This window comes from Marinobacterium sp. xm-g-48 (assembly GCF_013282925.1).
GTDB lineage: Bacteria > Pseudomonadota > Gammaproteobacteria > Pseudomonadales > Balneatricaceae > Marinobacterium_E.
The window spans coordinates 364,128-386,412 of sequence record NZ_WBYQ01000001.1 but is presented as its reverse complement, the minus strand read 5'-3'; the positions used below and the strand labels follow the sequence as shown (position 1 = coordinate 386,412).

Below are 22,285 nucleotides of genomic sequence, written 5' to 3'. Positions count from 1 at the left end.
TAATCAGCTAATCGCTTATTCTGAGGCTTGCTCTGCGTTCTGCTGCTGAATCTTGGCAAGATCTTCAGCAGGGATAATGGTTGTGGTCTCGGTTTTACTGTCGAACATGATCAGCGCTTTACCGGTAAGGATCTGCTCTCTCACCTCTTCGACACGCTCTTCAAGACTCACTTCCTGTTCACCGTAGTCTGTCCCATCACGGGTAACAAACTCTTCGATCATGCCACGTAGGGCATCATCCGAAAGCATATTCGCTGGAACAATCACTACACTCTTCCTAACAACTGGTTAAATTCATTTTCATCTAGCACGCGGATGCCCAACTGCTCTGCTTTGGCCAATTTGGACCCAGCACCGGGTCCTGCGACCACCGCATCCGTTTTGGACGAGACACTGCCAGAGACCTTCGCACCCATCTCTTGAAGAAGCGCTTTCGCTTCACTGCGTCCCATAGTTTCAAGCGTACCAGTAAGCACCCAAGTCTGCCCTTCTAATGGCGCACTGGCGTCGCTGACCCTTCTCTCAGAGTACCAATGCATACCGAACTCAATCAGCTGCGTTTCAAAACGCTGCAACTGTTGGCACCAAGTCTCATCTTGGATCGCTTCTAGGACGCCAGCTGCCGCACGACTACTCAATTTAGGCACAGCTTTAAGCGCATCTTCATCTGCAGCCAAAAGCGCTTCGACTGTTTCAAAATGGGCTGCCAAAGCCTTAGCACCGGTCGCTGCTACACCTTTAATGTTAGACCCCTCAATCAGCTCAGCAAAGCTGACACTGGCCTGCAGCTTGGCGGCAATCTGCTCCTGCTCTTCCAGTTGAATGCCTAACGACAGGAGATCATCCAGAACCTTCTGGTTATGTTCCTCCGCCATAAAGTGGGTAATCTCATGGGCTACTTCCAGACCAATATCTGGAAGAAGGGTCAACGTACGAGACTGCGCCTGACGAATTCGTTCAAGCGTCCCCAAACTTAGCGCTAAAGTTCGAGCCGTCTCTTCCCCTACTTCAGGAATACCGAGGGCATAGATAAAGCGAGCTAGAGAGATGGTTTTAGACTGACCGACCGCATCGATCAGGTTTTGCGCTGACAGCTCAGCATATCCCTCTAGGGTTAACACCTGATCTTTGGTCAGTCTAAACAGATCCGCAGGTGATTTAACCAGCTCACGATCCACCAGTTGTTCAATCGCCTTGTCGCCCAGACCATCAATATCGAGCGCTTTACGAGAGACGAAGTGGATCAACGCCTGCTTCAACTGGGCACTGCAACTGAGGCGCCCAACACAACGGTAGACCGAACCTTCGACCTTCTGCTCCTGTCCTTTGCTGCGCTTAACGAGCTGCACACGCTCCACCTCAGAGCCACACACAGGACAAGCAGAAGGGATAGCAATCGGTTGTTCATCACCGGTGCGACGATCGGTTGCCACTTTGACGATTTGCGGAATAACATCACCTGCGCGGCGAATAACAACCCAATCCCCTACTTTCGCATCCAGTCGCGCGATCTCGTCCATGTTGTGTAGGGTGGCATTACTGACCGTGACTCCACCGACGAATACGGGTTCTAAACGAGCAACAGGGGTCACAGCACCTGTACGGCCAACTTGGAAATCAACATCGAGAAGCTGTGTCACCTCCTCTTGGGCAGGGTACTTAAACGCCGTAGCCCAGCGAGGATCACGTGAGCGGAAACCTAGGGTCTCTTGCACCTCTCGCGAATCGCACTTCAATACCACGCCATCTATGTCATAAGGGAGAGCGTCACGTTTAGCACCCAGAGCCTCGATGTAGTCGAAACAGGCATCCGCGCCCTCAACACGAGCGATTTGATCACTGATCTTGAGGCCCCAGCTATTAATTAACTGCAAGGTCTCATAGTAACTATCAGGCAGCTCATCGGAACCAACGCCCGTTCCATAACAGCAGAAGGTCAAAGGACGACTGGCGGTAATCGATGGGTCGAGCTGACGCAGGCTGCCTGCTGCAGCATTACGCGGATTCACAAAGCTCTTTTGACCCGTCTCACGAGCCTGTTGATTGAGCGCTTCAAACCCAGCCCGCGGCATATAGACCTCGCCACGCACTTCAATACGCTCTGGCCAACCCGCTCCCATCAATTTCAGAGGGACACTTTGAATGGTGCGTACGTTGCTGGTGATATCCTCACCGGTAGAGCCATCTCCACGGGTCGCTGCTCGAACCAACATGCCGTTCTCATAGAGGACGCTGACGGCCAGACCATCCAGTTTTGGTTCAAGCGTAATCGCCAGAGAGGCATCACTCTCCAACCCCTCTTGAGCACGACGGTAGAATGCATGAACCTCATCACGATTGAACTGGTTGCTCAGACTCAGCATAGGGATCTCGTGCACCACCTCGGCGAAGCCACCCTCGGGTTTAGCGCCGACACGTTGTGTTGGCGAATCCGCGGTGACTAACTCAGGGTGGTCTGCTTCGAGTGATTCAAGCTGGCGATAGAGATGGTCATACTCAGCATCCGTGACCGAGGGATCATCGAGTACATAATAGCGATAGGCGTGCTGTTGGAGCTGCTCTCTGAGCTCCAGAATCTGTTGTTCAATCGACATAAGGTTTGGACTTATTTGGATTTGCGAGTACGACGGCTCTTAGCGCGTGAACGAAGCTTGTAGGCCTTCACCAACTCACGATAGTGCTCTTGAGTTTGTGGGCGCATCACTGAACGATCACTGTCGAGCATCTCACCGCCCAGTGCCTTAGCCAACGTCTCCGCCGTGGCCAACATGCAATCAACCGCGTAGGAAGGATCACGTGGTTCGGTCATCGACATAAAGAAGGTGACCGCAGGCGTCTCATGTTCAGCCAAGGTCTCTATGTTGAATGAGCCAGGTTCACCCACATCACTCATGGTAAATTGAATCGGTGAGTGATCACTGTTGTCTTCGTAACGATGGAAAAGATCCATCTGACCAAACTCCATACCACAGCGCTCAACCACGGTTTGAATATGAGCACCCGATAGCGAGCCACCCTTAGGTGCAACGACAAAGACAACTAAGCGGGTTTCTGGATCACTGAGATCAAGTTCACGGAACTGTCGTCCGGTCGATGGAGATGCAGCGGCGACTGCAGCCTCTTGAGTCTCGGAGTCCTGCATAGCATCACTCTGGTCGTTCAGCTCAGGCTCTTCGATCTCTGGCAGCGAGCTCACCAGTGATTCAATATCCTCAAGCGGTTCATCAACGGCATCTACATTAGGCTCAAGAAGCTGATCGAACTCACTGGTCTCTGGTTCGGGCTTTTTGACAGGTGATTTGCGTTTACGAACTGGCTTCTCTTTTTTGGCGCCCGCATCGACCAACTCATGAATTGGGCGATCTAGATCTAGACCAAATAGGTCATCGACGTGACCGACAGGTTGTTCTGCAACGGGTTCAGGCTCTGGCTCTGGCTCTGGCTCTGGCTCTGGCTCTGCAGTCTGTTCGACTGTAATCTCTTGTTCAAGCGCCTCTTCAGGTGACTCGTCAGCAATTTCAACTTCAGGTGCTGCGGGCTCTTCCTGAACGGCTTCCTCTTGGATTGCCTCTTCTTGGACAGACTCTTCTAGAACGGCTTCTTCGATGGGTTGCTCAAGCGTTTCTTCAGGCTCAGTGCTATCTTCAGGCTCAGGACTGTTCTCAAGCTCAAGGCTACTTACAGGCTCAGGACTGCTCTCAAGCTCAGGGCTGTTCTCAGACTCAGGGCTGTCAATAGAGAGCGTCGGCTCACTGGGCTTAAGATTGGTTTTGCGAGGAGCCGATACGATACCTTCATCCGATAGGCTATCAAATGGATCGGGCTCAAGATCATCGACTCGAAGATCAGCGAGAGGGTCATCAATCACTGGCTCAGCTTCAACAGAGGATTGTTCAGGCTGCGCCGTTAGACTATCAAGTGGGTCTTCAGTTTGACTGGCTTGCTGAGCTTCGGCTGCCATTAAGGCATCGATATCGGGGCGCTCAACTTTGCGCTTTACTCGAGCACCCCCGTTAGGCAGTTCAGGATTATGTTTATCGGCAATTTCATCAGTGTCAGTCGATTCAGAGGAGGGATCGATCTTCATGCGGATTCGATTGGAGCCACCGCTGATACGTCGCCATCCATCGACAAGGATAAGCAGAATCAGCACGGCACCTGCCGCCATCAACCAATCTCTTAACTCCATTAAACGCTATCCTTGAACCGCTGAAATTTATGCTTTTTGTAAACCCCTACTTTACAACTTCAGAGACCACTATTTCTAGTGGTTGAGACAAACCTTTTGTAGGTATATCAGTGATTTCCGCAATCATATCGCCAGGCTGTGGCGTCACATCTCCACTAAGACTGATTCGGGCGCTGACTGAAACGGTCTCATAACCCGATAGACGGGCTTGAGGTGTCATCGCATTGGCATCACTTAACACCAACTCAACCGGCAAATCGGCCGCCGTTAAACGCACACCTGCCAGTGGCATACCACCCTCTAAAGGACGCGCAACAATGAAGACTGGCGTCTCTGCTGGTACATTAGTGAGCAGTTCAGCAGCCACTGAAACTTTTACGGGTATTGCCGCCATCGCGGGCATTTCGATATCGCTGACATCTTCACCCAAGGCGATTAACTCATTTCGAGCTCGCTCAACACCGTTCTGTAACGACTGAGCGGAAGCACCATCGGCATTAATCAGCGCTTTTGACCAGAAGCCAATCGCATCGCGATAGGCCTTACGCTCAAAGGCATCGATTCCCAAAATGCCTAGTGCTGTGATTTCAAACGGTTCCGCCGCTAGCGTTTTATCAACTTGGTCACGAACTTCAGGCGTCATGCCACCGGCAACGAAGAACATAGACTGTGCCAACTGCCCCATCACCGTCGCATACTGAACATCCTGAGGTGTGAGGTAGGCTAAGGTATTTTGATAAGCCTCCAGCGCACCCTGATAATCTTGCTGGCCCATCAGAGTGCTGGCTAACAGATACCATCCTTCTGGGTTTGCGGGTTGTAGCTCCAGCTCTTTACGCAGCTGATCAATCGCTTCTTGCAGCGTGGGCTGACGACCATCAAAAGGATCCTCAGACATGTTCAGTGCCACTTCTAGCGCCGGTGCACTACCCACTTTGGCGTAAAGTCCTAATGAAGCAACCACCACCACTAACGCGATAAAAGAGGCTGCCATAAACTGTTTAGTTGAGATCGATTCAGAGCTGAGCGAACGACTCTCCGTACTGGCATCAATCAGCAAGTTCTTTTCAAGCTCTGTTTTAAGAACGGCAAAGTCCTCTTGTGACAATGATCCCGATGCGACCTCTTGCTCCAACTCCTGAAGACGATCTTTAAAGACTTCGACGTTATCGCGTTGCGGGTCAGAGGTAACGACCGTATCGACTTTATCTTTGAACTGTTTCCAAACCGGGTAGATAACAAACAGAATTGCTACGACCGATAACAGCGCAATACCCAACCACAAATACAACATTACTCTTTATCCTGTTTTAAAAGCGCATCGAGACGTGCCTGATCATCAGAGCTTAGCGCTGCCTCGCTCACTTTTCGACGCGAACGGCGCTGCCATACAACCGCTAAAATCACTAACACACCAAAGCCCAATACTAAAAACGGCCCATTCCATAGCAACCAAGTCTGACTGTTCATTTTGGGGCGGTAGAGAACAAATTCCCCGTAGCGAGTCACCATAAAATCGATAATCGACTCATCTTCAGCCCCCTCATCGATCATGCGAAACACCTCGGTGCGTAGGTCTTTTGCGATGGGGGAGTCCGAATCGGCAATATTCTGGTTTTGACACTTAGGGCAACGCAGTTCAGCCGCTAAAGCATGAAAACGCTTCTCATCTTCCACTGATTTGAAGTTGTGGGTATCAATGGCTGCGAAGCTGGAGCTCGACAATAGAACCAACAGAAACAGTGCGCGAATCATGAAGCTTCACCCTTGATCGTCTCAATGACGGACGAGAGATCCTGCCAAACTGTTGCATCCACCGCACCAACATGACGGTAACGAATAACACCCTGCTGATCGATCACGTAGGTCTCTGGAGCACCGTAGACCCCTAGATCCAATCCGAGACGACCTTGGGGGTCAAAAACAACCTCTTTGTAAGGGTCTAGATAGCGACGTAACCAATCATTCGCTTTGGTTAAATCGTCTTTATAGTTGATGCCATAAATGGTGACACCCTGGCTGGCCAACTGATTAAGGAAGGCGTGCTCCTCTTTGCAGGTGGGACACCAAGTAGCCCAGACATTAACCAGTGCGATATCGCCTTTAAAATCGTCCACCGTCAGCTTGCGACTTGGATCAGTAACAGAGGTCAACTCAAACTCAGGCATCGGCTTGTTCAACAGTGCCGATGGCAGTTCACGCGGGTCTAGGTATAGACCCTTCCAAAGAAAGAAGCCTAAACCGATAAAGAGCGCCAGCGGTGCAAATAGAAACAGTTTCTTCATGACGACTCCTTAGGCCAATTTCGCATCGCGCTGCGACATCTTACGGTAACGTTTGTCCATCGCCGCAAGGAAACCGCCAAAAGTCATCAACAGACCGCCCAACCAGAGCCAGCGAACATAGGGCTTAAACTGCAGACGAATCGCCCAAGCACCATCCTCTAGAGGCTCACCCAGTGCCACATAGAGATCTCTGAATAGACCCGCATCAATCGACGCTTCGGTCATCACGTTGCCACGGGCAGTATAGAGACGCTTCTCGGGTGTCATGACTTCGTAGAGTTGACCATCCTGGTAGACGTTGATGACACCCTTGTCAGAGGTGTAGTTAGGTCCTTCAACGTGCTCGATACCTTTAAATTCAAAGACATATTGTCCAACCTCTTGGCGATCACCGGGCGCCATACGCAGATCACGATGTTCAGTAAACGCTGAGACCATCGCGATACCCACCGCAAGCACTGCCATACCCAAGTGTGCCAAATGCATACCCCAGTAAGCACGAGGTAGTTTCTTCAGAGAGGCAAAGAGTGAACCTGAACGCTTACCGGCACGATCGTATAGATCGACCAGTGCACAGAAGACGATCCAGTAGGCCAAGATAATGCCCACATAAGTCCAGTGATCCCAACCCTCGCCACCACGAATCATCATGGTTGCGACGCCAAAGACGACGGCAAGCACTAAAGGACCGATCAGACGTTTGAGCAGTTGAGATGCATCAGTTTGACGCCAGCGCACCAGCGCGCCGACACCCAGAGCCACCATCAGCAGAGCGCCTAGAGGAACCGTCAAAGCATTGAAGTAGGGAGGTCCAACCGACATTTTACCCATGCCCAGAGCATCAATTAGCAGAGGATAGAGGGTGCCTAGTAGCACAGTGAATGCGATGACTGTCAGTAGAACGTTGTTGACCAACAGCAGAGTTTCACGCGAGACCAAGGTAAAGCTAGAGTCACTCTTCACCTGAGCGGCACGAATGCCGTAGAGCAGAAGGGAACCCCCAATGGCCACTGCAAGCATCACCAGAATGTAGAAACCTCGTGCTGGATCCGATGCAAAGGCATGCACCGAGGTCAGAACGCCGGAACGAACTAAGAAGGTTCCTAACAGGCTGAGCGAGAAGGCAAAGATCGCAAGCAGTAGCGTCCAGCTTTTGAAGACACCACGTTTTTCAGTGACTGCCAGGCTGTGAATCAATGCAGTGCCAACTAGCCACGGCATCAATGACGCGTTTTCGACTGGATCCCAGAACCACCAGCCGCCCCAACCAAGTTCGTAGTAGGCCCACCAACTGCCTAGTGCAATACCCAGCGTCAGGAATGCCCAAGCAACGTTCGTCCATGGACGTGACCAGCGTGCCCAAGCGGCATCCATACGTCCGCTCAACAGGGCCGCAATAGCAAAGGCAAACGCAACTGAGAAGCCAACATAGCCCATGTAGAGCATTGGAGGGTGAACAATCAAACCAAAATCTTGAAGCAGTGGGTTAAGGTCTGCACCCTGTGCCGGAGAACGAGGTAAAAGACGCTCGAACGGGCTTGAGGTAAAGATGACGAACGACAGAAAACCGGTCGTAATGATGCCTAACACACCTAAAACGCGACCTATGATGTCCAAGGGCAACGCTTTACTCTTCAGAGCAACAGCCAAAGTCCAGCCAGCAAGGGTCAGCACCCAAAGGAGAAGAGACCCCTCATGACCACCCCAGACAGCACTGACACGGTAGTACCAAGGTAGAGCCGTATTGGAGTTATTGGCAACGTACTCAACACTGAAGTCGTTGGTTAAGAAGGCGTAGACCAGAAAAGCAAAGGCCAGAGCAACAAAAAAAGTCACACCGATCGTCAGCGGGCGAGCGTAGCTGACTAACAACAGGCTCGAACGCTGAGCACCTACCATCGGAACAACCGACAGCAGAATGCTTAAAAACATGGCTAAGATTAGAGAGTAGGTTCCCAGTTCGGCAATCACTTGTTGAACTCCTCTTTGGAAGGCATCGGCATCTTACCGCTCTTCTCTAACGCTTCTGCCACTTCAGGCGGCATGTAGTTTTCGTCATGCTTCGCAAGTACTTCAACGGCTTGAAGTGTGCCAGAGGCGTCAAGTTTACCCTGCGCAACAATACCCTGTCCTTCACGGAACAGATCCGGAAGAATGCCACTGTATTCAATGGCAACCTTGTTCTCGTAGTCAGTCACTTCAAAGGTAACACGCAACGAGTTTGGATCGCGTTTCACACTGCCTTCAACGACCATGCCACCGGCACGAATACGGGTATCAGCAGGGGCTTCACCCTTGGCAATCTGAGTGGGTGAATAGAATAGATTAATGTTTTGACTCAGTGCATACATCGTCAGACCGATCGCTGCACTGGCGCCAAACACAATCATAAGGACAATAATTAATCGCTTTTTTCGTTTTGGATTCATGACTTAACACTTTCACGTTGAATGCGGCGGCGAAGAGAACGACGAGTCTCGCGGCCTTGAATAATGGGCAGATAAAGGCAGAGCGCGATGGTCAGCAGACCCAGCCCATAACTTAACCAGACATACAGGCCATGACCGCCCATATTTAAAAAATCTGCAAAGGTTTCAAACGCCATAGTTCACCTAAATTTTGAGTTGGCTGTAAGGTAGTGTCATTTTCTGACGCAAACCTTAACTACCGAGAAGCTCTTTTACCCAGCCGGCACGGCGTTCGCGAGTTAAAATCTCATTACGAAGACGCAACATCATCGCAAGACCAAACACCAGATAAAGGGCGATCACCATCACCAGAAGTGGCATCCACATCTCAGCGGGCATGGCCGGTTTCTCTGTGATTTTAAAAGTGGCTGGCTGATGCAGTGTGTTCCACCACTCCACCGAGTATTTAATGATCGGAATATTGACCAGACCCACTAAAGCCAATACAGCAGTCGACTTAGCGGCGGTGGTTTCACTCTCAATGGCCGAGTTGAGCGCCATCACCCCCAAGTAGAGGAATAGAAGCACTAACATTGAGGTTAAACGCGCATCCCAAACCCACCAAGAGCCCCAAGTAGGCTTACCCCAAATAGCACCGGTTGCTAGAGCTAACACAGCGAGCGCAGCACCCAGTGGCGCCACAGATTTAGCCACCATGTCAGCCACTTTCATCTTCCAAATCAGACCAATTGCACCGGCAATCGCCATCAACATATAGAAGCTCTGCGCCAGAATCGCCGTCGGCACATGCAGATAGATAATGCGGAAGCTATTGCCCTGCTGATAATCCGATGGCGCAAACGCTAGCCCCCACACAAGACCAATAACAAACAAAAGACCACCAATGGCCGCAAACCATGGAATCAATTTACCGGTGATAGAGTAACACCAACGAGGTGATGCCAACTGATAGAACCAACGAGGTAACCAACTACTAGCCATAACTTTTATCCACTCACTGAAATTCGTAATGCCGCACCGGCTGCAATAGGCGCCAATGCCAATGCTAATGCCAACATAGCCCCCAACAGCGCCAAATAACCATCTAGGGGCAAACCTGTTACTGCTGCTTGTACGGCGCTAGAGCCAAAAATGAGCACCGGAATATACAAAGGCAAAACCAACAGAGAGATCAACACGCCACCACGACGCAGACCCACCGTCAGTGCCGCACCGATCGCACCAATCAGTGACAGCGTTGGAGTGCCCAACAACAGACTGAGCATCAACCCGGGCATCCCCTCTGAAGGCAAGAACAGCATCACACCCAAAAGGGGTGCCACTAAAGTCAACGCCAAACCTGATAGTAACCAGTGTGCCAACACTTTGGATAGCACCACTAAAAATACTGGCTGGGGTGATAGCAGCAACTGCTCTAACGAGCCATCTTCGTAGTCCGATTTAAACAGGGTCTCCATCGACAACAGTGTTGCCAACAGAGCCGCTACCCAGACCAGACCGGGGGCTAGCTGAGAGAGAAAATTCGGCTCTGGGCTAACACCAATTGGAAAGAGTGATGCGACAATTAAAAAGAAGATCAGCGGATTCACCAGTTCGCTTTTGCGACGAAACGCGAGCGTAAGATCACGCTTAAAAGTCTGCTTAAACAGCTGTAGAGTGGAACTCATTATAACCACTCCCGTTGAGACGAGGCGAAGTGTTCAACATTGATTGTATGCAGAGGAATCTCTGCACTAAGATCCTGGTGAGTGGTCATAATGACACTGCCACCCGCTTGAATATGTTCCACCATTAACGCCTCTTTCGCTGCCACACCAATTTTATCAATTGCTGTAAACGGCTCATCGAGTATCCAGAGTTTCGCTCTGCTCATATAGAGTTTCGCCAGTGCGATACGACGCTTCTGACCGGCGGACAGCTGATGCGCAGGCACATCTTCAAACCCTTTCAAACCAACTCTTTCAAGAGCTTGTTGCGCTCGACTAGCGTCCAGCGAGGGGTGTAATGCGCACTGCCAATGCAGATTCTCCTCTGCCGTCAGCATGGCACTGACACCGGCTTGGTGACCTATGTATAGAAGTTCTGATAGGAACTGCTCACGCACCTCATCCATTGGCTCACCGCGCCAATAGAGCTCACCTTCATAATGGGAGCTGAGACCACACAAAATACTCAGCAGCGTCGTTTTACCGGAGCCATTACGTCCTTCGACCTGCCAGATTTCACCTTCGGAGACAGTCAGCTGTAGCTGATCGAACAGAATACGATCATCACGCTCACAAAATAGGGATTGGGCTGTTAAAAGCGCCTGCGCCACAAAGACTCCAAAAGGTTAGCAAATTACAATTCACGAAATTATAAACTTATTACCATCTGTAGTCAGGTGGAGATAGCAGTTAAAGCGGAGTATCGCCGTGCTTGAGACGGACATACATCAACGCCACTGATATTGCGTCACCTAATGCCGTATGACGTTGAATCATTGGCATATTCAATTTGTCAGCAATGGTGTCGAACCGCAGGTCGACATCACCCCCAACGTGACGCCATTTGATGATGTCGTGATAGACGTGCGACAGCTCGATCGCCTTGTTAGGAAGACCAAAGCCAAACGCAGGACGCAAGAACTTATCGAGCATGCGAATATCGTAGTTGACGTAGTAGCCAAGGATGGGGCGATTACCGACAAACTCCAACACCTGCTCCAGCGCCTCCTCAATGGAGACACCGTCGGCCAGATCGGCTGCGCGGATTTTATGGATTTTGATCGATTCAGCCGTCAAATCAGCCGGTGGTTTCAATTTAATATCAAGACGATCACTGGTCTTTACGCGTTTGCCTTTAATTTTGACGGCGCCAATCGACAGGATTGATGCCTCGCTGACATCAAGACTGGTTGTCTCACAATCTAACGAGACAACCTCATCACCCTCATACTGATCAAAAAGAGAGACCCAACGCGGATCTTTAACCGCACGTTTGTCTTTAAATTTGCGTATAGCACGAGGCAATATCATGTTTAACCAATATCCTTTTGGTTCAGAAGCAATATTCAGCTTAGCTTGACAGATGGAATCGGGACGTTAGTGATTTCTTAAAGCTTTTCACGACTAACAGAGCATCCCTTAACAACTCTCTATCCATTTTATTCAATTGTTGCAACTCAATGATATTAGGCGTTGGGTCAATACCGTCCTCTGCCTGCTCAGCACGACGGATCTGCTGACGCAGACGAATATTCACAAACAGACCTAGGGCTTCTGAGATATCTTTAGAGACGCTATCTTGCATCACACCTGCTTCAACTAACGCCTCGAGACGTTCAAAGGTATTGGTAGCAAGAATTCTCTGCTCGAGTGCGAAGGTTCTTACGCCGTGAACAATGGGGAAGATCCCACCCTTCTTGATATCCAACTCTCCACGCTCTTTTAAATTGCCAAAGAAGGTTAACGGTGTATCAAACTCAACCGCCGCCTTAGCAAAGTGCGAGAAGAACAGATCATTGTTACGCATAGTACGCAGGAACCAATTTCGAGCCACTTTAAACAGTGCCACGTTACCCGCGACCGGTTTAGCATCCACCGCTATCGCCAGTCGCATCTGGTCTTCGGGATCGCTACTCATCGACCAGTCCTGCAGTTTCTGGGTCCAATCATCAACTGAATTGATCCACTCAGGGTTAGATACCATGATATTGCCGGGACAAGGCGGAAAACCAAACGAGATCAACGTCTCACTAAATCGCTGCATGGTCTGTCGTTTTTCAGCCCAGTTAAGGCCATTACGGAAGATCAACGCATTATCTTGGTCCGTCTTCATGATCTGTTCACCGCGGCCTTCAGAGCCCATCACAATCAAGCAGACGTGAGGCTGCATATCGGCCGGCACCACCAGATCAAATAGCTTAGCGATGATCCGTTTATTCATCGCCGCTAACAGATCCATAGTAAAGCGAATACGGACACCGGTAGAGATCAGCGCCTTGATTAGGTTGTTCAAACCGGTTGCTGCCTCTCTGAGATCCTCTATCGTACTAGCTCGTTCGAGGCGCAGACCAATCACGTGAGAATGACTAGAGAAGTAGGAGAGCACGTCGGTCAGTTGCACCACGCCAACCAGGGTATCTCCCTCCATGACAACCACACGCTCGATCTGTTGCTGCGTCATAATGACCAATGCGTTAAAAAGGAAATCATCCGGCTTACAGGTGATCAATCGATAGGTCGCGATGGTCGCAACATCCTCATTGACCGATCCATCATTAAGAACGATGGCATTAAGAATATCGGTACCCGTGACCATACCTATTCTGCCACCTCGGCGAACCAAGACCGAATCCGACTTAGTCTCACGCATCAACTGAGTCGACTCTTTGATACTGGTTCCTTCGTTAACGATCAGTGGGTCACGAACCACAGCCTCCTCTATCGTGGCCAGCATAAACTCAGCCATATCCTGACCTTCGCCCTGCTGCGCCACAATCTCTGATTTAGCAGCTAAATTTTGCTGAAAGTAGTCGGCAAAACCGGGGTTCGAGTCGATGAGTTCAAGCAGGATCTCCGTCGAAAAGATATGACAGATCGTCTCCTCCTCAGCGGTAAAGTTATGAATCGCAGAGCCATGCATCGCGGACCAACCACCAAAGTAGTCCTCATTCTCATAGTGCATAAAGACGTGCAGCATCTCATCACCTTCATCCTGAGGCTCACTCTCTGCAACGCGTCCACGAAAAACCACATAGACACCTTCTGACTGCTCACCCGCTTTGATGATCACTTCACCAGACTGGTAGTAGCCGATATCAAGATTGGCGCGCAAAAACTCCTGTTCAGACTCGGTCAGCAGGCTAAAAGGGAGATTCCCCATCTTAAAAGAATCAGGCATTGGACCCTCACTTAGATCGTCGAATAATCAGTTGAGTATTGCGCGTTTTAGAAAAAATTGCAGGAACTCAAATCAACTTTTTCTAAAAAGCATCACGGTTTTAGTTTTACTAAATTCGTTCCTACAAAGTTAGGTTGTAGGAGGGAATTGGCGCGCAGCGACAAACCCCGACATCTATACAAAGCCACCATCGGCAATTAAAAAAGGCGCCCCGAAGGACGCCTTTCTCATTGTCAGCTAGCTCTTAGTGAGACTGAGCTGCGCCAGCACCACGTGGGATACGGATGTCTTCAACGATCTGCTGGATTTCAGCAGGTGGTTCAGCTGTCATAGAAGAGACAACTTTAGCCACGATGAAGTTCAGGATCATACCCACAGTACCGAAGCCCTCTGGAGATATACCAAACCACATTTCGTCTTTAGTGCCGCCCATGAACTTGAAGTACACGATGTAAGCCATAGTCGATACGATACCAACGACCATACCAGCGACTGCACCTTGAGTGTTCATGCGCTTGCTGAAGATACCCATTAGGATCGCAGGGAATACAGAACATGCTGCTAGACCGAATGCCAATGCAACTACCTGTGCTACGAAGCCTGGAGGGTTAACACCGAAGTAACCGGCTACAAGAATCGCAACGACTGCTGCACCACGTGCGTATAGAAGCTCCTGCTTGTCGGTGATGTTCGGATTAATGGTTTTCTTCATCAAGTCGTGCGAGATCGATGTCGAGATTACCAACAGTAGACCTGCTGCTGTTGATAGTGCCGCTGCCACCGCACCTGCTGCCACTAGAGCGATTACCCAAGCTGGAAGCTGAGCGATCTCTGGGTTAGCAAGTACCATGATGTCACGGTTAACTGTTAGCTCGTTTGCATCTGTTTTGCTGTAGAAAACAACGCCATCGTTGTTCTTGTCTTCCCACTTGATAAGACCAGTGTTTTCCCAACGAGCGAACCACTCAGGGATGTCTTCGTATTTAACACCAGTGTTAGCAACGCCAGAAGCTGCAGTTTCAGCAGTACCGTTTACAGTCTGGATTAGGTTTACGCGACCGAAGCCCGCAACACCTGGTACAGATGTGTAAAGGATAGCGATGAAGATAAGCGCCCAACCAGCTGATACACGAGCGTCTTTTACGCGAGGTACAGTGAAGAAGCGAACGATTACGTGTGGAAGACCTGCAGTACCACACATTAGTGCAGCCGTCATGAAGAATAGGTCAACCGTAGTTTTAGAGCCTGCAGTGTACTGAGCAAAACCTAGTTCAACAGACAATGCATCCAGAGTTGCAAGTACTGACTGACCGCTCTCCAGAGTTGCACCTAGTGCAGTCTGTGGAAGGAAGTGACCAGTTACCTGAACTGATAGGAAGATCGCAGGAACCATGAATGCAAGGATCAATACACAGTACTGAGCGACCTGAGTGTAAGTAATACCCTTCATACCGCCTAGTACAGCGTAGAAGAATACGATCGCCATACCGATCACAACACCTGTGTTGATGTCTACGTGTAGGTAACGTGAGAATACGATACCAACGCCGCGCATCTGGCCAGCTACGTATGTGAACGAGATGATGATGGTACAGATAACCGCAATCGTACGAGCAGTGTTGCTGTAGTAACGGTCACCGATGAAGTCAGGCACTGTGAACTTACCAAACTTACGTAGGTAAGGTGCAAGTAGCATCGCTAGTAGTACGTAACCACCTGTCCAACCCATTAGGTAAGCAGATGCGTCACGACCGATGAACGATACGATACCCGCTAGTGAGATGAACGATGCAGCAGACATCCAGTCAGCAGCAGTCGCCATACCGTTTGCGATTGGTGGTACACCACCGCCTGCAACGTAGAATTCTTTAGTTGATCCGGCACGTGCCCAGATCGCAATACCAATGTAAAGGGCGAAAGAGCCACCTATAAATAGAAACGTTAACGCGTCAAGACTCATGATTTACTCCTTACTCGTGAACGTCATATTTTTCGTCAAGTTTGTTCATGCTAGACACGTATGCCCAGATCAACGCGACGAATACAAAAATTGAACCCTGTTGAGCAAACCAGAATCCTAGCGGGAAGCCGAAGAATTGGATTTGATCAAGAGCGTCGACGAATAGCACACCGCATCCGAAAGATACGACGAACCAAATCGCCAAGTAGGTGATAATAATGCGAAGGTTCTCACCCCAGTATGCCTGCGCATTTTCTTTGGTCATTGACATAACCTATCCCTTTACAAGTTGTTGTTATAAACAAAAAGGCTGTGATTACCACAGTTGATGATCATCATACCTAAGCCATCTCCCTAAAAGGAGAGCAACTTTAGTCGCAGAGACTTAAGTAAGTGGCTGATTTTAATGATTTTTCAAACTTTTAGATATACCTTTATAACCAAAAACACATCAAAAACACTGTTTTTAAACATTGAACTGAAACTTTTGGTAGCAAGAGCACAAATCGTTAGAATGTCAGGCAACTGTTGTTAGGAATTACACCATGCTGTCAGGTCTATCCGTCACACTCATCGCTTTAGGCTACCTTGGCCTACTCTTTGCGATCGCTTACTTAGGCGATAGAAGTCGTGCAGGAAAGAGCTGGGCGGGCAACCCGATCATCTATTCACTCTCCTTAGCGGTTTACTGTTCATCTTGGACTTTTTATGGCGCAGTTGGACGAGCCCATAGCACTGGCTGGGAGTTTCTGGCGACCTATTTAGGGCCGGTCATAGTCTACATTTTGGGCTGGCAGGTTATTGAGAAGATCAGTCGCGTCAGTAAACAGCAGAACATTACTACCATCTCCGACTTTATCTCGTCACGTTACGGCAAAAGCCAAACCATCGCCGTTCTGGTTACAGTCATAGCGGTATTGGGTACCATTCCCTACATAGCGCTTCAACTGAAAGCGGTTGCAGTGAGTTACAACGCGATTGCGCCTGCTGCGACCGAGGCACTGAGCAAAGGTAGTGATACCGCCCTTGTAGTAGCGCTCACAATGGCACTGTTTGCGATTCTGTTTGGTACTCGCCATATCGATGCCACTGAACACCATCAGGGTTTGGTGTTAGCCGTTGCGTTTGAGTCGGTCATCAAATTGACTGCCTTCCTAGCGGTCGGTTTCTTTGTCACCTTTGAGTTTTATGGAGGTGTAGAGCAGACCGTTGCCAGTGTTCAATCGCAACTGCACTCGACAAATTTTTCAGGTTCACTGTTTGCGGGAAGTTTCTTAACTGAAATTCTGCTGGCCTGTGGGGCGATCATCTGTCTACCACGCCAGTTCCACGTGACCATTGTCGAGAACATCAAACACAACAACCTTAGAATCGCCCGCTGGCTCTTCCCCGCTTACCTCTTTTTACTAGCGCTATTTGTACTGCCTATCGCTTCGGCCGGCGCAATCTCACTGCCAACCTTCGCGCTTAACCCGGACTCTTGGGTACTGACCTTACCGTTGAGTCAGGGCTACCCGGGACTGGCAACCTTTGCCTTTATCGGCGGTCTGTCAGCTGCGACCAGTATGGTTATCGTGGCCTCTATCACTCTGGCAACCATGGTCTGTAACGACATAGTCATCCCGATTCTGCTGCGCATTCCAAGCCTTCGTATTGCAGAGAGCAAAGATCTTGGTCGACTACTGTTAAGTGTGCGCCGTATCACCATCTTCCTGCTTCTATTAATGGGTTACTTCTACTACCGAATTTTGGGCGATCAGGGTTCTCTCGCCTCCTTTGGTCTGCTCGCCTTTGTTGCTGCGATTCAATTCTTACCCAGCATCATCGGTGCACTGTACTGGAAAGAGGGCAACCGAAACGGTGCGATTGCCGGCTTAGTCAGCGGCTTTGCACTCTGGTGCTACACGCTGGTCTACCCCGTATTCGAAGTCGCCAATTTAGTTCCTGATACGCTGATTCGTGACGGTGTCATTCCAACTTGGTTACAACCAACCTCCCTGTTTGGCATTCAAGGAATTAACCCACTGACTCATGGTGTCATCTGGTCTCTGGGCATTAACATCTTGGCCTACTATCTAGTTTCCAACCTAACGCGTGCCCGCCTGGTGGATCGAATTCAAGCCAGTGCCTATGTCGATAGCCGTCGTGACGAAACAACAGAGCCAGGTCGTCAGACGACACCCGTCACCATCAGCGACCTGCAGATGCTTGCAGAGCGTTTCTTGGGCATTCGCCGCACACAAGAGGCGATGAACGAGTATTGGAGCAGTCGTGATGAGGAGCCACTGCCAGCGGGTGTCAAAGCGGATAACGAACTGATCCAATACATCGAACGCTTGCTAGCAGGTGTTATCGGTGCGTCGTCAGCTCGAATCGTCATGGACTCGACACTGCGCGGTAAAGACATGCAGATTGGTGATGTCGTTGCGATTGTTGATGAGGCATCACAGGCACTGCGGTTCAACAAATCCCTGCTACAGTCGACCATTGAGAACGTTTCCCTTGGTATCAGCGTGGTCGATCAGAAGTATCGTTTGGTTGCATGGAACCAAAAGTTCATCGACATGTTCGACTACCCTGAAGAGCTCATTATTGTCGGCAGACCGATTGAAGAGATCATTCGGTACAACGCAGTCCACGGTGAGTATGGGTTCTCTGGTAACTCAATCGATGAACAGGTTGAACAGCGCATGCAGCTTCTGCGTTCTGGTAAACCGCACGGGTTTGAGCGTTACCGACCTAACGGACAAGTCCTTGAGGTGCGAGGCAACCCAATGCCGGATGGCGGTTACGTCAATACCTATATGGACATTACCGAGCACAAGCGTGTCGAGGACGCGCTGCGTGAGAGTGAGCAGAACATCCGCGTCTACACCGACAACGTGCCGGTCATGATCAGCTACTTAGACCCCGAACAGAACTTTCTATTCGTTAACAAAGCCTTTGCTGATGGCGTTGGTATTAACCGTCATACCATTGCAGGAACTCCAAGCCATCAAATCTTCGCACAAGATCAGTATGAACTGCGCCAGCCATTCCTTAGACGAGTACTTCAGGGTGAACGCGTTAAATTTGAGGCACGCTTACCAACACAAGACGACTCCCTGCGTTATGCCGAGCTGACGATGATTCCACACGTCGGTGAATACGGTGACATCTTAGGTTACTTCACACTTTATCAAGATATCACAGAGCGCCGTAACGCCGAGATCGCTCTGCAAGAGACCAATGAGAACCTAGAAAAACGTGTCGAAGAGCGAACGCAAGCGGTATCGCTGATCAACAAAGAGCTGCGCAAAGAGAACACCGTCCGTGCGTTAATGGAAGATGAGCTACGCCAGGCCAAATCGGACGCTGAAGCGGCTAACTTAGGTAAAACACGATTCCTTGCAGCGGCCAGCCACGACCTGCTGCAGCCACTGAATGCTGCTCGCCTCTTCACCTCGGCGCTGGCTCAACAGAGTCACCAGAACGAGACCGCACAGTTGGTTGATAACTTGGATGGTGCTCTGCGATCAGCGGAAGAGTTAATTACCGCCATTCTGGACATATCCAAACTGGATGCCGGTGCGCTAGAGCCCAATATGACGCATTTCTCTATCCAAAATGTTTTCTCGAACCTGGATACTGAATTCACCGCGATGGCGGAGAAGAAGGGGCTGAAATTCAAGAGTATCGACTGCAAAGCGGTGGTGCATTCAGATCAAACGCTACTGCGTCGTATTCTGCAGAACTTCATCTCAAATGCGATCCGCTACACCAATTCGGGTCGAGTACTGCTGGGTGTTCGCCACCACAACAAGTTTATCCGCATTGAAGTATGGGATACCGGTGTCGGCATTGCAGAGGATAAGATCTCTGAAGTCTTTGAAGAGTTTCGTCGCATCGACAACCCACGCCACTCAGAGGTACAGGGTCTCGGATTAGGCCTGGCGATTACAGAACGTATCGCGAAGATGCTGAAGCATAAGCTGAATGTTCGATCCTGGCCAACCAAAGGCACGGTCTTTAGTGTTGATGTTCCATTGGGCGAGCCAGCACTTGCCGTGAAACAGAAACCACAACAGCGTGGCTGGATCCGATCGAAAGGCCTAAACGGCGTCAACGTATTGGTGATCGATAACGAACCGAAGATCCTAGAGGGGATGAGCGCACTACTGACTGGCTGGAGCTGTGAAGTACGAACCGCCCTCTCCATTCAAGCGGCTGTTGAAACCTGCAGTGATGGTTCTTTCACACCGGACATCATGCTGGTCGATTACCACCTCGGCGAGACCGATACCGGCATCATGGCACTGAATGAGTTAGCTGAATTGGGACTAGGTGATGTACCAGCGATCATCATCACCGCCGACCGAACCGACGAGGTCAAAGCTGAGATAACGGAGCATGGCGCGATACTGCTGAACAAACCGGTCAAACCAGCCGCCCTACGCCAGCTGATCAGCAAAAACGTCTCTAAATAGCTGTTGAAGCGGTCTTAAACTAGTTGTTGGAGCGGTCTTAAAAAGGCCGCGATTTTTTGATGGCGGTGTCTGGCCTTCAGCCTGACACAGTAAAACTGGGTCTGACCTCCGGTCTGACCCAACATTATCAGCGTTTTCCAGAACTTATGAAGTGTAAATTAATAGTCGGGTCAGACCGGAGGTCAGACCCGGTGACGCTTTGGCGTCACACTCCAGCCTTCCACCCAGACGTTATCGGATAACGTCGATCACGACCAAAGCCACGATTGGTGATACGCGTGCCGATCGGCGCTTGGCGACGTTTGTACTCGTTAATATCGATCAGACGAATCACGCGCAGCACATCGGCCTCGTTGTACCCTTCAGCAATGATCATCTCAGCACTGTAATCATGCTCGACGTACATCTCGATGATCGCATCTAACTGATCGTAATCTGGCAAGCTATCTTGGTCTGTCTGATCAGGACGCAGTTCCGCCGAGGGTGGACGAGTGATTACACGCTCTGGGATGACTGGGCTGATCGTATTGCGGTAACGCGATAGCTCATAGACCAGAGTTTTCGGAATGTCTTTGAGGACACAGAAACCACCGGCCATATCACCGTACAAGGTCGAATAACCGACGGCTGTTTCCGATTTATTGCTGGTCGTCAGAACAAGGTAGCCTTTCTTGTTGGAGATCGCCATCAACAAGACACCCCGACAGCGTGCTTGCAGGTTCTCTTCCGTTGCATCGACCTCTGTACCAGCAAATTCGCCCGCCAACTCCTGCATGAACGCTTCATACATCGGCTCAATAGAGATCACCGAGTGGCGAATACCTAAAGCCTCTGCTTCTAGTGCAGCATCCTCGACACTAATTGAAGAGGTGTACTTAAACGGCATCATGACACACTCAACACGATCCGGACCCAAGGCATCCACAGCAACTGCAGCCGTTAATGCCGAATCGATACCGCCAGATAGGCCAAACACTACCCCCTTAAAGCCGTTCTTGTTAACGTAATCGCGTACGCCCATCACAAGCGTTTGGTAGACCATACTATAGTGATCAGCTTCGGGCGTTGAAGGCTGTAGCGGCTCAACAGCACCCGATTCAAGATCGATAGATACCTTGTAGATACCCTCTTCATGATGAGGCGCCATGTAGGCTAGCTGCCCCTTGGCATCCACGACCTGCGAACCACCATCAAAGACCAACTCATCCTGCGCACCCACTTGGTTTACATAGACAATCGGGGCATTTGCAGTGGTTGCACGATCTTGTAACGCCTCGGTACGCTCATTGGTTTTACCCATGTGATAGGGAGATGCATTAGGCACAAGAATCGCTTTAACACCGGCCTCGGCCTGGCGTTGAGTCGGCTCTCTCTCCCAAATATCGGCACAGATTTGCAGCCCTAAAGTGTGACCCTTGTACTCAAATACACCGTCATTAGTGTGCGGTTCAAAGTAGCGATCTTCATCAAAGACAAGATAGTTAGGCAGATGCTGTTTGGCATACTCGATCAACACCTCACCATCCTCAATGATGGCCGCCATGTTGCGTAACTCGCCCTCTTTCTCAGCTGGATAGCCCACCAACAAAGCAATGCCACGGACCTCAGTTTTCAGCCGTTCAAGGGCCTCATCAACCCGACGTTTAAGACTGGGACGCAGCAACAAATCTTCGGGCGGATAACCGGTAATCGACAGCTCAGAAAAGACGATAATATCCGTATCACCTTGAGACGCTGCATCCATAGCAGCATCGATCATCTTTTGTGTATTACCCGGAATATCACCGACTAAGAAGTTAATCTGCGCCAGCGCAACAACAAGTTTTTCAGACATAATGGGAGTTGAAATCTGCAAATTAAATAGATTTGCAGAGTATAACCCAATGTGATGCTCTGCTTGTAGGAGGGAATTCAAGCAAAGCTTGAAACCCCGAAACTGTTGGAGCATTCTCGAAGAGGACGCGATCAGGTAACAGGCTTCAGCCTGTCACCACCCCAATAAAAAAGCACCCTGTAGGAGGCCTCCCAAAGGGACGCCGACCGCTTTTAGATATGGTGACTGGTTTTAACCT

General features: G+C 50.0%; 18 protein-coding genes. 1 reads left to right on the top strand and 17 read right to left on the bottom strand.

The features are described from left to right. Window positions 1–15: 15 nt before the first annotated feature. The 16 genes from XMG48_RS02045 to XMG48_RS01970 form a co-directional block, all read right to left on the bottom strand. Window positions 16–267: a YheU family protein gene (locus XMG48_RS02045; RefSeq protein ID WP_371731417.1), complete on the bottom strand. Its 252-nt coding sequence runs from the start codon at window positions 265–267 to the stop codon at window positions 16–18. Continuing rightward, the gene (ligA, locus tag XMG48_RS02040) at window positions 267–2,594 is read right to left on the bottom strand and encodes an NAD-dependent DNA ligase LigA (protein ID WP_173480393.1); all 2,328 of its coding nucleotides are present in this window, start codon (window positions 2,592–2,594) and stop codon (window positions 267–269) included. The genes XMG48_RS02045 and ligA overlap by 1 nt, the downstream gene beginning before the upstream one ends. 11 nt (window positions 2,595–2,605) lie before the next feature. After that, entirely contained in the window at window positions 2,606–4,189 is a 1,584-nt protein-coding gene (gene zipA / locus XMG48_RS02035; RefSeq protein ID WP_173480392.1) for a cell division protein ZipA, read from the bottom strand. Between the two features lie 46 nt (window positions 4,190–4,235). Continuing rightward, entirely contained in the window at window positions 4,236–5,483 is a 1,248-nt protein-coding gene (ccmI, locus tag XMG48_RS02030; RefSeq protein WP_173480391.1) for a c-type cytochrome biogenesis protein CcmI, read from the bottom strand. Continuing rightward, the gene (locus XMG48_RS02025; RefSeq protein WP_173480390.1) at window positions 5,483–5,944 is read right to left on the bottom strand and encodes a cytochrome c-type biogenesis protein; all 462 of its coding nucleotides are present in this window, start codon (window positions 5,942–5,944) and stop codon (window positions 5,483–5,485) included. The genes ccmI and XMG48_RS02025 overlap by 1 nt, the downstream gene beginning before the upstream one ends. Beyond that, window positions 5,941–6,474, bottom strand: coding sequence for a DsbE family thiol:disulfide interchange protein (locus XMG48_RS02020; protein ID WP_173480389.1), 534 nt, complete (start codon window positions 6,472–6,474; stop codon window positions 5,941–5,943). The genes XMG48_RS02025 and XMG48_RS02020 overlap by 4 nt, the downstream gene beginning before the upstream one ends. Before the next feature lie 9 nt (window positions 6,475–6,483). Continuing rightward, window positions 6,484–8,445, bottom strand: a complete 1,962-nt coding sequence (locus XMG48_RS02015) for a heme lyase CcmF/NrfE family subunit (protein WP_173480388.1) — start codon at window positions 8,443–8,445, stop codon at window positions 6,484–6,486. Beyond that, complete coding sequence (gene ccmE / locus XMG48_RS02010; protein WP_173480387.1) at window positions 8,442–8,903, bottom strand: cytochrome c maturation protein CcmE; 462 nt, start codon at window positions 8,901–8,903, stop codon at window positions 8,442–8,444. Before ccmE ends, XMG48_RS02015 begins: the two co-directional genes overlap by 4 nt. Then, window positions 8,900–9,079 (bottom strand): heme exporter protein CcmD, encoded by a 180-nt coding sequence (ccmD, locus tag XMG48_RS02005; protein ID WP_173480386.1) that lies wholly within the window; start codon window positions 9,077–9,079, stop codon window positions 8,900–8,902. The genes ccmE and ccmD overlap by 4 nt, the downstream gene beginning before the upstream one ends. A gap of 55 nt (window positions 9,080–9,134) precedes the next feature. Further along, window positions 9,135–9,884 (bottom strand): heme ABC transporter permease CcmC, encoded by a 750-nt coding sequence (gene ccmC / locus XMG48_RS02000; protein ID WP_173480385.1) that lies wholly within the window; start codon window positions 9,882–9,884, stop codon window positions 9,135–9,137. Window positions 9,885–9,889: 5 nt separating this feature from the next. Then, on the bottom strand, window positions 9,890–10,570 hold the full coding sequence (gene ccmB, locus XMG48_RS01995; RefSeq protein WP_173480384.1) for a heme exporter protein CcmB: 681 nt from the start codon (window positions 10,568–10,570) through the stop codon (window positions 9,890–9,892). Continuing rightward, a complete protein-coding gene (gene ccmA, locus XMG48_RS01990) occupies window positions 10,570–11,220 on the bottom strand; it encodes a cytochrome c biogenesis heme-transporting ATPase CcmA (RefSeq protein WP_173480383.1) in 651 nt (216 codons plus the stop codon). The genes ccmB and ccmA overlap by 1 nt, the downstream gene beginning before the upstream one ends. Before the next feature lie 79 nt (window positions 11,221–11,299). Then, complete coding sequence (locus tag XMG48_RS01985; RefSeq protein WP_173480382.1) at window positions 11,300–11,920, bottom strand: 3'-5' exonuclease; 621 nt, start codon at window positions 11,918–11,920, stop codon at window positions 11,300–11,302. A 40-nt stretch (window positions 11,921–11,960) separates the two neighbouring features. Further along, entirely contained in the window at window positions 11,961–13,787 is a 1,827-nt protein-coding gene (locus XMG48_RS01980) for a DUF294 nucleotidyltransferase-like domain-containing protein (RefSeq protein ID WP_173480381.1), read from the bottom strand. A 244-nt stretch (window positions 13,788–14,031) separates the two neighbouring features. Then, the gene (locus tag XMG48_RS01975; protein ID WP_173480380.1) at window positions 14,032–15,747 is read right to left on the bottom strand and encodes a sodium:solute symporter family protein; all 1,716 of its coding nucleotides are present in this window, start codon (window positions 15,745–15,747) and stop codon (window positions 14,032–14,034) included. A gap of 10 nt (window positions 15,748–15,757) precedes the next feature. After that, window positions 15,758–16,012, bottom strand: a complete 255-nt coding sequence (locus tag XMG48_RS01970; RefSeq protein ID WP_173480379.1) for a DUF4212 domain-containing protein — start codon at window positions 16,010–16,012, stop codon at window positions 15,758–15,760. A 280-nt stretch (window positions 16,013–16,292) separates the two neighbouring features. Between XMG48_RS01970 and XMG48_RS01965 the strand changes: the two genes are divergently transcribed. Next, window positions 16,293–20,213 carry a NahK/ErcS family hybrid sensor histidine kinase/response regulator gene (locus XMG48_RS01965; protein ID WP_173480378.1) on the top strand — a complete coding sequence of 1,307 codons (3,921 nt, stop codon included), beginning with the start codon at window positions 16,293–16,295 and terminating at the stop codon, window positions 20,211–20,213. 205 nt (window positions 20,214–20,418) lie between these two features. Here XMG48_RS01965 and XMG48_RS01960 read toward each other — a convergent pair whose 3' ends face one another. After that, entirely contained in the window at window positions 20,419–22,047 is a 1,629-nt protein-coding gene (locus XMG48_RS01960; RefSeq protein ID WP_173480377.1) for an NAD+ synthase, read from the bottom strand. Window positions 22,048–22,285: the final 238 nt, after the last annotated feature.

Bases quoted from the DNA above. Each gene is read 5' to 3' on its own strand.
- ccmE (WP_173480387.1), bottom strand. From the start codon at position 8,903: ATGAATCCAAAACGAAAAAAGCGATTAATTATTGTCCTTATGATTGTG.
- ccmB (WP_173480384.1), bottom strand. From the start codon at position 10,570: ATGAGTTCCACTCTACAGCTGTTTAAGCAGACTTTTAAGCGTGATCTT.
- XMG48_RS01975 (WP_173480380.1), bottom strand. From the start codon at position 15,747: ATGAGTCTTGACGCGTTAACGTTTCTATTTATAGGTGGCTCTTTCGCC.
- XMG48_RS01960 (WP_173480377.1), bottom strand. From the start codon at position 22,047: ATGTCTGAAAAACTTGTTGTTGCGCTGGCGCAGATTAACTTCTTAGTC.
- ccmD (WP_173480386.1), bottom strand. From the start codon at position 9,079: ATGGCGTTTGAAACCTTTGCAGATTTTTTAAATATGGGCGGTCATGGC.
- ligA (WP_173480393.1), bottom strand. From the start codon at position 2,594: ATGTCGATTGAACAACAGATTCTGGAGCTCAGAGAGCAGCTCCAACAG.
- zipA (WP_173480392.1), bottom strand. From the start codon at position 4,189: ATGGAGTTAAGAGATTGGTTGATGGCGGCAGGTGCCGTGCTGATTCTG.
- XMG48_RS01965 (WP_173480378.1), top strand. From the start codon at position 16,293: ATGCTGTCAGGTCTATCCGTCACACTCATCGCTTTAGGCTACCTTGGC.
- XMG48_RS02025 (WP_173480390.1), bottom strand. From the start codon at position 5,944: ATGATTCGCGCACTGTTTCTGTTGGTTCTATTGTCGAGCTCCAGCTTC.
- XMG48_RS01970 (WP_173480379.1), bottom strand. From the start codon at position 16,012: ATGACCAAAGAAAATGCGCAGGCATACTGGGGTGAGAACCTTCGCATT.
- XMG48_RS02020 (WP_173480389.1), bottom strand. From the start codon at position 6,474: ATGAAGAAACTGTTTCTATTTGCACCGCTGGCGCTCTTTATCGGTTTA.
- ccmI (WP_173480391.1), bottom strand. From the start codon at position 5,483: ATGTTGTATTTGTGGTTGGGTATTGCGCTGTTATCGGTCGTAGCAATT.
- XMG48_RS01980 (WP_173480381.1), bottom strand. From the start codon at position 13,787: ATGCCTGATTCTTTTAAGATGGGGAATCTCCCTTTTAGCCTGCTGACC.
- XMG48_RS01985 (WP_173480382.1), bottom strand. From the start codon at position 11,920: ATGATATTGCCTCGTGCTATACGCAAATTTAAAGACAAACGTGCGGTT.
- ccmC (WP_173480385.1), bottom strand. From the start codon at position 9,884: ATGGCTAGTAGTTGGTTACCTCGTTGGTTCTATCAGTTGGCATCACCT.